General features: G+C 32.4%; 16 protein-coding genes. 9 read left to right on the top strand and 7 right to left on the bottom strand.

All coding sequences use genetic code 11. The features are described from left to right. Positions 1-285, bottom strand: coding sequence for a DUF3817 domain-containing protein (locus BLT84_RS11925; RefSeq protein ID WP_034892519.1), 285 nt, complete (start codon positions 283-285; stop codon positions 1-3). 180 nt (positions 286-465) lie between these two features. Between BLT84_RS11925 and galE the strand changes: the two genes are divergently transcribed. Beyond that, positions 466-1,500 carry a UDP-glucose 4-epimerase GalE gene (gene galE / locus BLT84_RS11930; protein ID WP_091266033.1) on the top strand — a complete coding sequence of 345 codons (1,035 nt, stop codon included), beginning with the start codon at positions 466-468 and terminating at the stop codon, positions 1,498-1,500. A gap of 59 nt (positions 1,501-1,559) precedes the next feature. On the opposite strand, the gene BLT84_RS11935 is transcribed toward galE, so the two are convergent. Continuing rightward, positions 1,560-1,718, bottom strand: a complete 159-nt coding sequence (locus tag BLT84_RS11935; RefSeq protein ID WP_034892525.1) for a YqaE/Pmp3 family membrane protein — start codon at positions 1,716-1,718, stop codon at positions 1,560-1,562. Positions 1,719-1,879: 161 nt separating this feature from the next. On the opposite strand from BLT84_RS11935, the gene BLT84_RS11940 reads away from it, so the two are divergent. Continuing rightward, positions 1,880-2,989 carry a DEAD/DEAH box helicase gene (locus tag BLT84_RS11940; RefSeq protein WP_091266037.1) on the top strand — a complete coding sequence of 370 codons (1,110 nt, stop codon included), beginning with the start codon at positions 1,880-1,882 and terminating at the stop codon, positions 2,987-2,989. Between the two features lie 4 nt (positions 2,990-2,993). Here the strand turns inward: BLT84_RS11940 and BLT84_RS11945 are convergent, their stop codons facing one another. The 3 genes from BLT84_RS11945 to BLT84_RS11955 all read right to left on the bottom strand — a co-directional run bounded on the left by BLT84_RS11945 (position 2,994) and on the right by BLT84_RS11955 (position 4,941). After that, on the bottom strand, positions 2,994-3,779 hold the full coding sequence (locus BLT84_RS11945) for a DUF1206 domain-containing protein (RefSeq protein WP_034892531.1): 786 nt from the start codon (positions 3,777-3,779) through the stop codon (positions 2,994-2,996). Between the two features lie 110 nt (positions 3,780-3,889). Then, entirely contained in the window at positions 3,890-4,507 is a 618-nt protein-coding gene (locus BLT84_RS11950; RefSeq protein ID WP_091266041.1) for a YqaA family protein, read from the bottom strand. Between the two features lie 59 nt (positions 4,508-4,566). Continuing rightward, positions 4,567-4,941, bottom strand: coding sequence for a hypothetical protein (locus BLT84_RS11955; RefSeq protein ID WP_034892537.1), 375 nt, complete (start codon positions 4,939-4,941; stop codon positions 4,567-4,569). Positions 4,942-5,210: 269 nt separating this feature from the next. On the opposite strand from BLT84_RS11955, the gene BLT84_RS11960 reads away from it, so the two are divergent. The 5 genes from BLT84_RS11960 to cysM all read left to right on the top strand — a co-directional run bounded on the left by BLT84_RS11960 (position 5,211) and on the right by cysM (position 11,500). Continuing rightward, positions 5,211-5,930 (top strand): SDR family oxidoreductase, encoded by a 720-nt coding sequence (locus BLT84_RS11960; RefSeq protein ID WP_091266045.1) that lies wholly within the window; start codon positions 5,211-5,213, stop codon positions 5,928-5,930. Between the two features lie 284 nt (positions 5,931-6,214). Next, positions 6,215-6,961: an SDR family oxidoreductase gene (locus BLT84_RS11965; RefSeq protein WP_091266049.1), complete on the top strand. Its 747-nt coding sequence runs from the start codon at positions 6,215-6,217 to the stop codon at positions 6,959-6,961. A 194-nt stretch (positions 6,962-7,155) separates the two neighbouring features. Further along, positions 7,156-9,387, top strand: a complete 2,232-nt coding sequence (locus tag BLT84_RS11970; protein ID WP_231929312.1) for an FUSC family protein — start codon at positions 7,156-7,158, stop codon at positions 9,385-9,387. Between the two features lie 441 nt (positions 9,388-9,828). Beyond that, positions 9,829-10,623 carry a serine O-acetyltransferase gene (locus tag BLT84_RS11975; RefSeq protein WP_091266053.1) on the top strand — a complete coding sequence of 265 codons (795 nt, stop codon included), beginning with the start codon at positions 9,829-9,831 and terminating at the stop codon, positions 10,621-10,623. After that, positions 10,616-11,500 (top strand): cysteine synthase CysM, encoded by an 885-nt coding sequence (gene cysM, locus BLT84_RS11980; RefSeq protein WP_034892550.1) that lies wholly within the window; start codon positions 10,616-10,618, stop codon positions 11,498-11,500. The genes BLT84_RS11975 and cysM overlap by 8 nt, the downstream gene beginning before the upstream one ends. A gap of 59 nt (positions 11,501-11,559) precedes the next feature. Here the strand turns inward: cysM and BLT84_RS11985 are convergent, their stop codons facing one another. Beyond that, a complete protein-coding gene (locus BLT84_RS11985; RefSeq protein WP_091266056.1) occupies positions 11,560-12,111 on the bottom strand; it encodes a hypothetical protein in 552 nt (183 codons plus the stop codon). 99 nt (positions 12,112-12,210) lie between these two features. Continuing rightward, positions 12,211-12,930: a Crp/Fnr family transcriptional regulator gene (locus BLT84_RS11990; RefSeq protein ID WP_091266058.1), complete on the bottom strand. Its 720-nt coding sequence runs from the start codon at positions 12,928-12,930 to the stop codon at positions 12,211-12,213. A 171-nt stretch (positions 12,931-13,101) separates the two neighbouring features. On the opposite strand from BLT84_RS11990, the gene BLT84_RS11995 reads away from it, so the two are divergent. Both BLT84_RS11995 and BLT84_RS12000 read left to right on the top strand, forming a co-directional pair. Further along, positions 13,102-14,619 (top strand): DEAD/DEAH box helicase, encoded by a 1,518-nt coding sequence (locus BLT84_RS11995; protein WP_091266061.1) that lies wholly within the window; start codon positions 13,102-13,104, stop codon positions 14,617-14,619. A gap of 58 nt (positions 14,620-14,677) precedes the next feature. Next, complete coding sequence (locus BLT84_RS12000) at positions 14,678-15,463, top strand: tRNA pseudouridine synthase A (protein ID WP_091266063.1); 786 nt, start codon at positions 14,678-14,680, stop codon at positions 15,461-15,463. The last annotated feature ends 40 nt before the right edge of the window (positions 15,464-15,503 follow it).

Genomic DNA, 15,503 nt, shown 5'->3' on the forward strand with positions numbered 1-15,503 from the left:
CTACAAATATTTCTTTTCTATATAGAAAGGACCTAATGGAATTACAGAACAAAGAATTATTATTGATAGCGTTTTAAGCTTCCAGTTTAGCTGCTTAAATAATAATAAAGCTCCAAGTATATAAGTTATAAATAATACTCCATGAGCCATTCCAACAACTCTAACATATATATCCATGTGATAGATATATTTTAAAGGCATAGCTATAAGTAGCAGAATTAAAAATGAAAGTCCTTCTAATATGCTTATGATCTTAAATATTTTAATTTGATGCTGTAAATCCATTCTGATTTAATTTCTTACAAAGATAATTTTTATAGGGAGAGAAGGTAATAATTGAAGGTAATTAAAGGCATTTGTATCAAAATATATTGAAGCGTAGTTAAGACGAATTTGGATAATAAAGAAAAATATAATTCATGTCTACTGTTTTTGTTATTTTGCACCCACTTAGAAATAAAGAAAATGAAATCTAAAATATTAGTTACAGGAGGTCTTGGTTTTATAGGTTCTCATACGGTAGTTGCTCTAATAGAACAAGGCTATGAAGTAGTTATCATAGATAATCTATCAAATTCATCTATAGATGTTTTGGGAGGGATAACGAAGATAACTCAGGTTACTCCAGAATTTGAGAACATAGATCTTAGAAATAAAGAGGAAGTACTAGGTTTTTTTGAGAAACATACCAATATAGCAGGTGTAATTCATTTTGCAGCATCTAAAGCGGTGGGTGAAAGTGTTGAAAATCCATTATTATATTACGAGAACAACCTTGCTACCTTAATCTACTTATTACAAAGATTAAGCGAGAAGGAAGATGCAAATTTTATCTTTAGCTCTTCTTGCACTGTATATGGACAAGCAGACACACTTCCAATAAGTGAATCTGCTCCGGTAAAGAAAGCTGAATCTCCTTATGGAAATACGAAACAAATAGGTGAAGAGATCATTAAAGATACCTGTAAGGTTCATCCTAATTTAAAGGCAATCTCTTTAAGATACTTTAATCCAATAGGAGCACATCCTAGTGCAGAAATTGGAGAATTGCCTATAGGTACTCCGCAAAATCTGGTGCCTTTTATTACACAGACAGCAATAGGAAAAAGGGAACAACTATCTGTTTTTGGAAATGATTATCCAACCAACGATGGAACTTGTATAAGAGATTATATTCACGTAATGGATCTTGCAAGAGCACACGTGGTTGCGCTAAAGAGGCTTATGAATAATGAAGCTGAATCTAATTATGATGTTTTTAATTTAGGTACAGGTAAAGGGAATTCTGTATTAGAAGTTATACAATCGTTTGAAAGAACAACAGGGAAGAAGCTTTCTTATAAGATTGCAGAAAGAAGAGAAGGAGATATTACTGCGGCCTATGCAGATACTATAAAAGCAAATTCTGTACTTGGTTGGAGATCTGAAAAAGATCTAGATGAAGCTTTGGAAAGTGCCTGGAAATGGGAGAAAAAAGTTACAGGTTCTGAGATGAATTAAAGTGAATTTTTATAATATTAAAAAAGGGTTTAGATAATTTCTAAACCCTTTTTTGTTTTTTATTTAGTTCCGTTTACCAAAAATGCATGGATTACTCCAGGTATCCAACCTAATGCAGTTAGAAGTACACTTATTAAAAAAGTTACCCCAAGTCCATGTTTCATAAATACAGCTAATGGTGGTAAAAGAATGTTTAAAATTATCGTTAATAAAGACATATAATTAGTTTTTTTGGTTTGGCGGAAAGGTATCAAAACCCTTATCTACCATCAAAATATCGGTCTATATTAGCTATTATTTAACTAGGTACAGGAATGTTTATTAAAATTTTTAAGAAGCTTAAATAAAGTATCTTTGTCGATCTAAAAAAAGTTAAAGAATGAGTTTTATTGAATTAGGAGTATCTGAAGATATAAATAAGAGTTTACAAGAAATGGGGATAGTCCACCCTACAAAGATACAAAGTGCAGCTATTCCTGTATTGTCTAAAGAAAATATAGATTTTATAGGTCAGGCGCAAACCGGAACTGGTAAAACTGCTGCATTTGGGTTACCATTATTAGCTAAGATAGATCCGGATAATGTAAATATTCAGGCTTTAATATTAGCTCCTACTAGAGAGTTAGGTCAACAAATAGCAAAGCAACTTTTCAAATACACGAAATACACCAATAAAGTATTTACAGAAGCTGTTTATGGCGGAGAGAAAATAGATATTCAGATTCAAAGATTGAACAGGCCAACACAAATAGTTGTTGCTACCCCTGGGAGACTATTAGATCTTCTTACTAAGAAAGCTTTAGATATTTCGAAAATTAATACTCTTGTCTTAGATGAAGCAGATGAAATGCTTAGCATGGGCTTTAAAGATGAGTTAACTCGAATTTTAAAGAAAACAAAGGGGAATAGAAATATCTGGCTTTTTTCTGCAACCTTACCTTCAGAATTAAACGAGATCATAGAAATGTATGTTTCTAAAGATTGTTTAAGAATTTCTGTTGATAAGACCGAGGCAGTGAACTCTAATATCCAACATCAATTTGTTGTTGGAGATGACAACAATAAATTAGATACACTTGCTCAATTCTTAAAGACGCAAGGAAAAAATAGAGGTATAATTTTCACAAAAACGAAAGCTGCTGCTAAATTGCTCACCAAACAATTAGCTGCCAAAAATTACGAAGTAGGTCTGTTAGAAGGAGATATGCTCCAGAAAGATAGAGATAGAGTAATGAGAGCTTTTAAGAAAAAAACATTAAAAATTCTAGTTGCTACAGATGTAGCAGCCAGAGGTATAGATGTAGATAATTTAGCGTATGTTGTTCATTACCAATTACCAGATCAAACAGAATATTACACTCATAGAAGTGGTAGAACCGCACGAGCGGGAAGATCTGGTCTATCTTTGGTGCTTGTAAATACTAAGGAACAAAGAAGGATCTGGGAATTGGAAAAAGAACTTGGTATTAAATTTCTTAAGATCAAATAGATTATTAGGCGCTAAACTTTCGATATTTTGCCATCATAAACATATATATAGCATATCCTATCAATCCTGCAGCCACCGCGCCCAGTAAATAAGCTCCATACGCAGAATCTTCTAAAAATGAAAAAGCGTCTGAAGTGGTTTTAATGTCTGCAGGATTGGATGTGATGGAAGCTTTTAATAGAAAAAATCCTATTATAATAAATAGAACACCTTTAGATCCCATTCCAAAATAAGCAGAATTTTTAATCGTTTTTCTTCGCTTCTCATCTGTCATAGATTTTAATTCAAACTTCTTGACAAAATCTGCCTTATATATTCTTACAAATTGATAAAGCCCTGTAGCTATAGTTATACCACCTACAATTCCTAATACAATCAATCCCCAATCGTTACTTAAGATAGTGGCTTTCTTTCCAGAAGAACCTCCAGAACCTGCAGAAGAATTAATTACTCTAAGCACAGCATAGATCGCTAATCCAAGATAAATGCAGCCACTAACAAAGAATGCTGCTCTTTTTACTTTTCCTTTTTTATCTGAACCTATATTTTCTGGATCACTAATAGCCTGGGTAAATCTCCAATATGCATAACAGATAAGACCAAGAGCTAAAATAATGAGTATGATATTTCCAAAGGTTTGCTTGTCTAGATACTCTACAACTTTAAACTTTCCTGCTTTTTGTCCGCCTTGATTAAAAGCAGCTAATAGTGTTAAAATTCCTGTTATAGCATAAACAGCTCCCTTGGCAACATATCCAATACGTGCCGTTTTCTTTAATTTATCATTCATTTTTTTAAAAAATTGGTTGGATTCTAAAAATAATTAAATACCGCTAGAATAAACTCGTATTAAAAAAACTTTATGATAATAACTGTAGATACTAGAGAAATGTGAGAATATTAAACCATTCCGAAGATAACCAAAGCGTAAGCATAGAATCTTACAAATCTTAATAAACCGAACATTAGGTAGCTCATAAAAGGGAATCTAATAATACCAGCGGCAATACTGCTCATGGCGAACGGAATTGGAAGCAGAGCTCCAACTATAATTAAAAAACCACCCCATTTTCGAGCGTTTTTAATATGATGTGCTAAATTTATTTCCATTTGCTTATGTACAGCAGGAATTTTAGTGATTCCAACGCCTATAAAGTAAGACACTATTCCTCCTAAGTAGGAAGCAGCAGCAAGTAAGGATAAATAGAAAATTGGCAATTCAGATTTTCCTGCCCAAGCAATAAAGAGTTCTGGGGGAACCAATCCAAGAAGAGATTCTGAAGCAAAGAATACAGATAATATTCCTGCCGGAGAATAAGTTTCAGTAATAGTGACTAAAACCTTATTTAGATCTAAAACGAAATAATCTATTGCGAAAATGGCAGCAATAAAAACTAAAATAGGAATTATTGCCTTTTTTAAACTTTTACCCACAAAACTATAGAAACCGGTATAGCCATAATACTGGTGCAATAAACGCAAGCGCGATTTCTTTTTAGATTTCGCATCCTTTTTCATGGAGTATTGTAATTAGGTAGATTATTTAAAAAAGGCAATCAAAAAATTAATAGAGAAGCTTAGTTCTCTTCAGCATACGTCTGTAATTCTTTGCTATATTCTCTAAGGTCCATTTCGTTATTCTTAATAGAAGTATCAGACATTAGGGACATCAAATAATCTAAACTTTCTTGTGGATCAGATTCTGGAGTTGCAGATGCTTCTTCCTCTTCATCTAAAGGCTCGTCATCCGGAATTGCAATTGCAAAAGTTTGATAAGCTTCAATATGCTCATAAGTTAAGCGAATAACCTTAGCTAATAATGGATTTTCATCTTCCACAGCAAATGGGCGAAGCTTCTTTAGATCTTCCACAACAGTGTTGATGATTATACCATTACGCATTAAGTCGCGTTGAATCTTATCGATTAATTTTTGACCTTTTGGATTTTTCAACTTTTAAGAGATTTTGAAGTATTAAAACTTTAATTAAGAGAAAAATTACACATTAGAGTGTATTTTTTCGATGAAAGCAAAGTTAGTTTATTAAAGTATTTTCAAAAGAGTTTTGGCGAATTTTTATCAAGATTTTAATATAAAATTTAAAGCATTCAGTCTTAGTGGTATTGAGAAGAAATAAATAGAATTAACAAAGTCTTAGTTCTCAAAATTTTAATAGCAAAAGCATCTTTGTTAGCTTTAAACCATTAAAAAAATAAAAATCTATGGAATCATTTAAATCAAAAGTCGCATTTATAACAGGTGGAAGTAAAGGAATAGGGTATGGCGTTGCAGAAGCCCTTTTAAAGTTAAATATGAATGTTGCTATAACCAGTAGGTCTAAAGAATCTGCAGAGAAAGCTGCAAATGAACTTTCCAAATTAGGAAGTGGTAATGTTTTAGGCTTAGAAGCCGATGTACGCGATTATAAAAGTCAGCAACAAGCCATAAATAAAACTATTGAAAAATGGGGGCAACTAGACGTGTTAGTTGCTAATGCAGGAATTGGGCATTTTGGTAATATTGCAGAGTTAAGTGTGGAAGATTGGAAGGAAACTATAGATACTAATCTTTCTGGTGTTTTTTATAGCCTTAAAGCAGCAATAGATGGACTAAAAAAATCTAAAGGGTATGCTATTACCATTTCTAGTTTGGCAGGTACAAATTTCTTTGAAGGTGGTACAGCATATAATGCTAGTAAATTTGGTGTAACCGGATTAACTCAAGCAGCAATGTTAGATCTTAGAGGTCATGGTATAAATGTAAGTACTATTATGCCAGGTTCTGTAGCAACACATTTTAATGATCATACTCCAAATAAAGAGGATGCTTGGAAAATTCAAAAAGAAGATATTGGAGAATTAGTAGTTGATCTATTGAAGATGAATCCTAGAACATTGCCAAGTAAGATCGAGGTTAGGCCATCTCAACCGCCTACTAAGTAGGTTAATAATATATAGATATTTTAGAAAAGCCAGTTATTAACTGGCTTTTGTTATTTTCATTAAAATGTAAAACAGATACGATTATTATAGAAATAGTGGCTCGGATTAAAGTTTTTTGTAAAACTTTCATTTTCTATTTTAGCTTAAATTCAAGCCATACTAATAGTTTAGATACTATAATATTCTTAACATCTATAAAGAATCCAGTTAAACTCAAGCTAAATAGCGCTATAAATTATATAGAAGCCTAATGCTATTTTAAATTTGCAAAAAAAAATAATGTTATGAGTATTAAAGGAAAAGTTGTAATTATTACAGGAGCATCTAGTGGAATTGGAGAAGCAACAGCTAAGAAGCTTGCTAAAGAAGGAGCTAAGGTTGTTTTAACTGCCAGAAGAAAAGAGAAGTTGAACAAACTTAAAGAAGAAATAGAGAAAGATGGTGGATTAGCAATGGTTGTAACCGGCGATGTAACAGAGAAAGGAGATTTCAAAAAAATCGTATCTCAAACTTTAGAAAAATTCAAAGGAATAGACGCCATTATAAACAATGCCGGTTTAATGCCACTATCTTATATTAAGAACTTACATACAGATGAGTGGGATACCATGGTAGATGTAAATATAAAAGGAGTTATGAATGGTGTGGCCGCAGTGCTTCCAACTTTTATGGAACAAAAGAGTGGAAATATTATTAATATTTCTTCTAGTGCGGGTAGAAAATATTATCCAGGAGGAGCCGTTTATTGCGCTACTAAAGCTGCAGTAAAAATGTTTTCTGAAGGATTAAGACAGGAGTTGGCGCCTAAATATGGTATTAACGTTACATCCATAGAACCTGGATTTGTTGCTACAGAATTAACAGAGACCATTACAGACGATGAAATAAAGAAAGATCTAATGCCTATGGTGAAAGATCTTACCACTTTAGAGGCAGAAGATATTGCAGAAGCAATTTTTTACGCATTAGCGCAGCCTAAAAGAGCTAATATCAATGATATATATATTATGCCTACAGATCAAAAGGAATAGTAAAAATATTATTTTATAAGGAAAAGGCATTGATTAATTTCAATGCCTTTTTTTATATAGCTATTATTGATATTTAAATTTAATTCGAATACATATTTATGTTCTCAATCTATAAATCGGAATATTTTTCGATAACATTAACGATAGTAAATTTTGTAGCAGTTATATTTGTTTGAAGCTCAAAAAACTTAATATTGAAGATTTTAAATATAGATGTGAGTGCGGGAATACAGGATTTTTTATCATTTCTAAAATCTACAGATTTTTCTAAAGCCATTATTCTTGCTCTGGCTATTACCATACCTATAATACTTGGTGTATATACAGAGCATTTAGAGATGGGTATTGCTGTAGGATTAGGAGCTTTACTAAGTTCTCCCAGCGATGTTACAGGAAGCGTAAGACACAAGTATTTTGGAATATTATTATCGTCTTTAATTGCGATTCTTGCAACATTGATAGGTGGTTATAAACCAGATGAATTTTGGATCATATTATTTATCTTAGGGAGTACCACATTTTGTCTATCTTATCTCGCAGTGTATGGTTTTAGAGCTTCCTTAATTAGTTTCTCCGGACTTTTTGCACTGGTTTTAAGTTTTGCCAGTTTATCTAAAACTTTGGAGGTCTATGAAAAAGCCCTGCTCATTGGTTTAGGTGGATTATGGTATTTATTATTATCTGTAGTTTGGAATAATATTAATCCTAAAGGGCAAACAAATCAATTCATGATCCAAAATCTAGAATTGACTTCCAGGTATATAAGATTGAGAGGTAGATTGTTAGAAAATGGGATTGATAGAACAGATCTGCTAAAAGAATTGCATAATCTTCAGAATGATCTAAATGAGAATCATCAAAAACTTAGAGAAATTCTAATATCTTCACGAAAATCTTCAGGTTATTCCAACTTTCAGCGTAAGAGGTTATTAACTTTTATTCAAACTGTAGATATTTTGGAGCTTGCCATGGCTCACCCTGTAGATTATGAGAATATGGATAAGATCTTGAAGGGTTATCCGGATAGGATTAAGCCTTTTCAGGAGCTGGTGTTTACGCTTTCAGATAAACTGAATGACCAGGCAATATATTTACAAAAAAATAAAATTTATAAAAGCGCCAAAAGTATCGGGGAGATCCGATTAGATCTTAAACAAAAACTAGATTCTTATAGAAACGAGAAACAATCTATTCATACAGAAGGTTTTCTAATTCTATTGAATTACTATGAATATTTAGAACATCAATCTGAAAAGATCGAGAAGATAGATGAATTGTTGGTAAATCCAGATCTCACAAAATTAAGGTTGATAAAAAGCGATGATGCTCTCAAGTTTTTGAGCACTCAAGAATACAATCCTAAGATCTTATTAGAAAATCTAAATCTTAGATCTTCCATCTTTAAACATGCATTAAGAATTTCTCTAGTTATGATGGTGGGGTATTGCATAGGAGAATACTTTTCTTTTCAAAATGCTTATTGGATACTACTTACCATTATTGTAATAATGAGGCCAGGGTATGGTCTTACCAGAGATAGGTCTAAACAACGTATTATAGGTACGGTAATTGGCGCTATTATTTCTATAGGTTTAGTGTTACTTATACATAATGTAGTTGTTTATGGTATTCTGGGAATAATTTCTCTGGTAATGGCCTTTTCCATGATACAAAAGAACTATAAGACTGCTGCCGTATTCATTACCTTAAGTGTAGTTTTTGTGTATGCACTTCTAAGGCCAGATGTGTTAAACGTTATTCAATTTAGAGTAGTAGATACTTTAGTAGGTGCAGGTCTGGCCGCATTAGGTAATTTCTTGCTTTGGCCTTCTTGGGAATTCTTAGGAATTAAGACAATAATCCTGCAAAGTATTAAAGCTAATCAGAAATTCTTGATGGAGGTAAATTCTTATTATCTAGAAAAAGGGGCTGTTTCTAATAGTTATAAGCTTAGCAGGAAAGAAGCTTTTTTAGAAACAGGAAATCTTAGTGCTGCATTACAACGAATGACTCAAGAGCCAAAATCCAAGCAACAAAATTTAGATAATATTTACCAGCTCGTAGTGCTAAATCATAGTTTTCTAACATCATTAGCCTCCATAGGTCTTTACATTAAAACGCATAAAACTACACCTGCCTCTAATCACTTTAAAAATTTAATAGAGGCTGTAGACCAAAATCTAGAAACGGCTATAGAGCTTCTCTCTGGTTCTGAAGTTGACATAGACCTAGAGCATCCTGAAAAGTTAAAAGAAGCACTAGATTTTTTCAATAAAAATTACAAGGCTTTGGTAGAAGAAGCGAGTACTTTTAATATGTCTGGAAATCTTCAGGAAACACAGCTTATTTTCACTCAATTAAAATGGCTGTTGAATTTATCTCAAAATATTGTCTCTACGATTTACAAGACAAAATTTATCAATTAAGCTTATAAAATTATAATAACTAAACTTTTGAGATGGCTCGATTTTTTAATTGATAGATTCATATGTTTTCGATAAAGATCTTTTTGAAACATCCTTCTTCGTTTCTTGCTTTTTTGGATGTTGTTTTGGTTGAGATTTACTGGGATTAACTTATTGCCTTTCCATAATATTAAAATTTAAATTAATAATAATTTTAATGTAGTATATAGATCACATAATTAGTTGTTCGTTAGAATGTTAACATTAATTTTAACTATTAAAGTTTATAGCTTGAACTCCAAATCATAGACTTATACAAAAACCCAAATTCTTCCAAAACTAGCATATCTTTATAGAGCAATTCCCTAATTTTGATTTATAAGAATTTCAGTATGTTATTATCTAGCTTTAGAATCGACCTATTTCATGAGAAGAACATATTAGCTGCATCAAATTTAGTATATGAATAAAGAACAGGTCATAGATAAGATCAAACTTCAAAAGAAGTTACCAAATTTAAAATATGCTATTAAACAAAGAACCGAAGCTTTTACCAGCAGGTTATTTTTAACGCTATTCGATCAGGATACGGAGGTTGAGAAAAATCTAAATCTTCTTGAAATTGAATTTGGAGAATTAGCAGATCTTGTATGTTGGAAACCAGAATCTCCATGTAGTAAAATATGGAAATCTTATTGTGAATTGTTACCGGATCTTTTAGAGAAACTAAGTAAAGATGCTGCCTGGATCGCAGAAAATGATCCTGCAGCAAACTCTGTAGAAGAAGTATACTTATCTTATCCCGGTTTTTACGCTATCGCAATTTATAGACTTAGTCATGAGTTTTATAAATTTGGACTTCCATTAGTTCCAAGACTCATGTCTGAATGCGCTCATCGTACTACAGGTACAGATATAAATCCGGGAGCAGTAATTGGAGTTCCATTCTTTATAGATCATGCAACTGGAGTAGTAATAGGGGAGACCACCATTATTAAGAATAATGTAAAGATCTATCAGGGTGTTACCTTGGGTGCGCTTTCTGTGGATAGATCTTTAAGAGCTTCTAAGAGACATCCCACCATAGAAGATAATGTAACTATTTATGCAAACAGCACCATATTAGGGGGTAAGACTAATATAGGTGCTAATAGTATTATTGGAGGAAATGTTTGGTTAACCAAGTCTGTTCCTGAAGGTTCCATGGTTTCACATACACCACAAATCAATATAAAAAATTCAGTAAAAAATGAGTAATTCTATTATAGATTTAATTGGAAATACACCATTAGTTAAGGCAGAAACTTTAATTAAAAATCCGAAGGTTAGTTTATACTTTAAATTAGAAGGGCAAAATCCTGGGGGTAGTGTAAAAGACAGGGCTGCTTATAATATGATAAAAAGCGCTCTAGATAGAGGAGCTATTAATAAAGAATCAAAACTAATTGAAGCAACTAGCGGTAATACAGGAATTGCTTTAGCTATGATAGCAGGAATATTTGGATTAGATATAGAGCTAGTAATGCCGGAAAATGCAACTATAGAACGTGTTCAAACCATGAGGGCATATGGAGCAAAGGTTACGCTTACAAGCTCTGATGTTGGAATTGAAGGCGCTAGAGACTATGCAGAATCTAAATTGAAAGATCCAGCTTATTTCATGTTCAATCAATTCAGTAATGACGATAATTGGAAAGCTCACTATAAAACCACTGGGCCCGAGATATGGAGAGATACAGATCATAAGGTAACTCATTTTGTATCTTCTATGGGTACAACCGGAACTATTATGGGAACATCAACTTATTTAAAAGAGCAGAATAAAAATATACAGATTGTTGGGGTGCAACCCTCAGATAACGCTAGTATTCCTGGAATTAGAAAGTGGCCTAAAGAATATCTGCCTAAGATCTTTAATCCTTCTAAGGTAGACCAAGTAATTGAAGTAAATGAAGAAGAAGCTATTGCAATGAGCAGAAGGCTTGCAACAGATGAAGGGATCTTTGCAGGAATGAGTAGCGGTGGAGCTACCGCAGCAGCAGTTAAGCTATGTGAAGAATTAGAAGAAGGAATTGTAGTGAGTATAATTTGCGACAGAGGAGATAGATATCTATCATCAAACCTGTTTAAATAATTGAAAAAGAGGAACCAAATAGTTGGTTCCTCTTTTCATAATCCTTAGAATCCTATTTCTTAATTAGAAACAATTCCGGAGATCTTTGCATTATTCGGGCTCAGTTTTACATTTTGTTTTTTGTTCCCACGTTCCAATCTAATCTTATATGCTGCTTTGTCAATTTGATCTAACTTACCGCTAGCAACGTATTTGTTCTTTAAAACAGACCATCCTGTATAGTTAAGATATAATGCATCTCTAATTTCCTTGGGCATATATACATTTTTAAATTGTTGAAAAGTAGAAACTAAGTTTCCATCTCTGTCATAATTTGCATTCAAAAACCCTTTGGAACTTCTAAAGTTTACCTTATAAGAATCATAATCCTGATTTTCTACTTCAGCAATAAACTTATTGATTATAAAATTATTCTTAACATATTCAATCGGGTTTTTGGTAAATTTTCCAGCATGCTCTTTGTCAATTTTAAATTGATATTCATTCAAACCGGTCTTGACGAAAGTGGTTTGAGAATAATTAACATTTGCTGGATCTAGTTCGATAATCTCCTGTGCTTGCAAGCTAATAATACCGCTTATTGCAAGTAAATAAAACATAATCGCTTTCATGATATCTATATTTAATTGGTTTATAAGCCCAATTTACAGCCAGAATAATTTTGAATTTTCTACCTGGGTAGCATAGATATTTATTTTAACATCTGTAATTCACAAATAATTTTTCCCACCTTGATTTTCTAATAGATGAAGTAGTAAATTAAGATCTTTTATCTCCAGCCTATTTCTAGATAATTTTATACACCCGTTTTTCTTCAATTTTTGCAAATGTCTATTTACTACTGCTCTTGTAGAACCTATTAGGTTCGCCAATTCTTTATTAGAAAGATCATTAATGAGCTCTAAATTCTTGGAACTTTTATTTACATCTTTAAGAATCAACTTTATAAGTCGGGTAGAAATATTGGTAAATGTCATATCAGAAACTGTATTTTCTAGCATTCTCAACTGGGAACCTGCATAAGGAAGAAAATTTTTATAAAGTTTTGGATTTTTGTTTAACCAATCTCTTAAAGTGTCCATAGGAGCGGCAAGCACTTTAGCATCATCTAAACACTCGTAATAAACATTATGTTCACACCCGTCTAGTAAACAGAACAGATCGAAAACATCATTATTTGTCAAAAGGAAAAGAGTTAATTCTTTGCCATTAAATGTGTCTACCTGATACATTTTTATTCGGCCTGAGAGAATGATATGAAAGTGGTAAAATAGTTTTCTATGATTAATAATACACGTTTCCTTAGGCCAATCTTCTATATGGAACAATTCTAATAAGGATGTTATCTCTTTAGAAGATAATTTCTTAAATAGTGTACATTCCTTTATAGTAGTGCTAAAAAATACTTCGTTTTGTTTTGCCCCTTTCATACCGCATCAATTAAAGGGGGAGTTATTATATCAAGATCAATTGAAGAATTATAAAGGTACTGAATTCCTGATTTTAAAGGAAGTAAAAAACTAAAACTTAAAAAGTGATTAAACATTTTAAATTAGCTTAGAAATCCACTATTTTTGCAAACTTGCTGAAATACTTGATATATGGCCGTTGAAACCTTTGGATTAGAAGAAAAGAAAAATGATAAAGTACTTTATGATTACCAACAAGCAGACATAGATAAGATTTTTAATGTTATTGATGCTCACCCATCAAAATATAATTTACTTTATCAATTACCAACTGGAGGAGGAAAAACCGTGATTTTCTCCCAAATTGTTAGAGAATACATACAACGCACCAATAAAAAAGTTTTAATTCTTACTCATAGAATTGAGCTTTGTAAGCAAACCTCTAAAATGCTTGCAGAATTTGGAGTACTAAATAAGATCATTAATAGTAAAGTTAAAGAGCTACCGGACCAACAAGATTATATGTGTTTTGTGGCAATGGTAGAAACTTTGAATAACAGATTGAATGATGAAAAGCTAGAAATTGATGATATAGGTCTTGTTATTATTGATGAAGCTCACTACAACTCTTTTAGAAAATTGTTCAAATTCTTTGATAACAGCTTTATCATGGGAGTTACAGCAACTCCATTAAGCTCGAATATCAAACTTCCTATGAAGGATAACTATAGAGAGCTTATTGTGGGTGACTCTATTACATCACTTATAGAAAAAGGATTTTTAGCACAAGCTAAAGTTTATAGCTACGATGTAGGACTGCAATCTTTAAAAGTAGGTATCAATGGAGATTATACCGTGAAATCTTCAGAAGAGCTGTATTCTAACATGTCTATGCAGGAAAAACTTTTGAATGCTTATTTACAGCGATCAAAAGGTAAGAAGACCTTGATTTTTAATAACGGTATTAATACTTCTAAAGAAGTTTATGAAACCTTTAAAAGTGCCGGTTACCCTGTTAGACACCTGGATAATACTACCAGTAAGAACGATAGAAAGGATATTTTAAAATGGTTTAAACATACTCCAGATGCAATTGTAACTTCTGTGAGTATCTTAACCACAGGTTTTGATGAACCTTCTGTGGAAACCATAATTCTTAACAGAGCAACTAAATCTCTTACGTTATATTTCCAAATGATTGGCCGTGGATCGAGGATCCTTAAGCATAAATCTGAATTTTCTGTTATAGATCTAGGTAATAACGTTGCCAGATTTGGGCAGTGGAGCGCTCCAGTAGATTGGAAACAACTATTTCGCTCTCCAGATTTCTATTTTGAAAATTTATTGAGTGATGAAGAGATAGAACGAGAATTTAAATATGTGATGCCTCCAGATCTTCGAAAACAATTTTCAAATTCAGAGTCTGTAGATTTTGATGTAGAGGGGGCTTATGATACTGTTATTAAGAAAGGACTTAAATCTAAGGCAGTATTAGAATGGTCTTTAGATCAGCACGTTAAGATATGTGTTGAAAATTCTGAAGATGTATTTGATGCTCGTATTCTTGCAAAGGAACTTAAAGATGATATTTCTTCAAGAATTAAACAATATTCTTACTGTATAAGTAAGAGTACCAAGAACTATAGAGATTGGCTGGAAGAAGATTATTCAAGAAAATTACGTCTACAGATCAATCAGGAATTTGCATAATATATTCTCCCTGAAAAGTAATTTTCAGGGATTTCTTTTACATTATAATTCATCAAACTTGCAACGCAAACGCTTTTTTTATCTTATTAAGTTACAATATCTAGGATATCGCTTACATGGATGGCAGCGGCAACCAGGGATTAAAACTGTGGAAGGACTTTTAAAAAAGACCTTGAAATTTATTCTTCCAGATAGAAAATTTAAAATTCTAGGTTCAAGTAGAACAGATGCCATGGTATCTGCAAATTTGGCGGCATTTGAATTATTCTTAGATGAAGAACCACTTTCAGATAAAGAGGAATTCATGAGATTATTCAATTTTAACCTTCCCCCAGATATTAAGGTGTTAGAAATAGATGAGGTAGATGCAAAGTTCAATATCATACAGCATCCTAAGCAAAAAGAATATTGTTATTTGTTCTCATATGGAGAAAAGAATCATCCGTTCTGTGCGCCTCTAATGGCTAATTTTCAACATGATCTGGATATTGAGCTAATGCAGAAAGCAGCCAAGATCTTTCAGGGAATTCATTATTTTAAGAATTACTGTGCTGCGCCTACAGAGAAGACAATATTTGAGAGAGAAGTTCTGTTGTCTGAAATTGAAGTGAATACCATGCTTACAGCAAATTTCTTTCCAAAGACTAGTTATGTCTTCACCATTAAAGGAGCCGGGTTTTTAAGGTATCAGATAAGGCTTATGATGGGATCATTAATTCAAGTAGGGAAAGGTGATTTAACCCTGCAGCAATTAAAAGAGAGTCTATCTCCAAACAACAATATTATTACCAATTATATAGCGCCAGCATCCGGCTTGATCTTACACAAGATTGACTTTGAATAAACTCGAAAGTTTATTTTAATCTATAATTTGGTTTCACTGT

It is taken from the genome of Gillisia sp. Hel1_33_143 (assembly GCF_900104765.1).
Classification (GTDB): Bacteria; Bacteroidota; Bacteroidia; order Flavobacteriales; family Flavobacteriaceae; genus Gillisia.

Coding starts and splice junctions, on each gene's coding strand:
- BLT84_RS11975 (WP_091266053.1), top strand. CDS start 9,829: ATGAATAAAGAACAGGTCATAGATAAGATCAAACTTCAAAAGAAGTTA.
- BLT84_RS11985 (WP_091266056.1), bottom strand. CDS start 12,111: ATGAAAGCGATTATGTTTTATTTACTTGCAATAAGCGGTATTATTAGC.
- cysM (WP_034892550.1), top strand. CDS start 10,616: ATGAGTAATTCTATTATAGATTTAATTGGAAATACACCATTAGTTAAG.
- galE (WP_091266033.1), top strand. CDS start 466: ATGAAATCTAAAATATTAGTTACAGGAGGTCTTGGTTTTATAGGTTCT.
- BLT84_RS11950 (WP_091266041.1), bottom strand. CDS start 4,507: ATGAAAAAGGATGCGAAATCTAAAAAGAAATCGCGCTTGCGTTTATTG.
- BLT84_RS11945 (WP_034892531.1), bottom strand. CDS start 3,779: ATGAATGATAAATTAAAGAAAACGGCACGTATTGGATATGTTGCCAAG.
- BLT84_RS11960 (WP_091266045.1), top strand. CDS start 5,211: ATGGAATCATTTAAATCAAAAGTCGCATTTATAACAGGTGGAAGTAAA.
- BLT84_RS11995 (WP_091266061.1), top strand. CDS start 13,102: ATGGCCGTTGAAACCTTTGGATTAGAAGAAAAGAAAAATGATAAAGTA.
- BLT84_RS11965 (WP_091266049.1), top strand. CDS start 6,215: ATGAGTATTAAAGGAAAAGTTGTAATTATTACAGGAGCATCTAGTGGA.
- BLT84_RS11940 (WP_091266037.1), top strand. CDS start 1,880: ATGAGTTTTATTGAATTAGGAGTATCTGAAGATATAAATAAGAGTTTA.
- BLT84_RS11990 (WP_091266058.1), bottom strand. CDS start 12,930: ATGAAAGGGGCAAAACAAAACGAAGTATTTTTTAGCACTACTATAAAG.
- BLT84_RS11935 (WP_034892525.1), bottom strand. CDS start 1,718: ATGTCTTTATTAACGATAATTTTAAACATTCTTTTACCACCATTAGCT.
- BLT84_RS11925 (WP_034892519.1), bottom strand. CDS start 285: ATGGATTTACAGCATCAAATTAAAATATTTAAGATCATAAGCATATTA.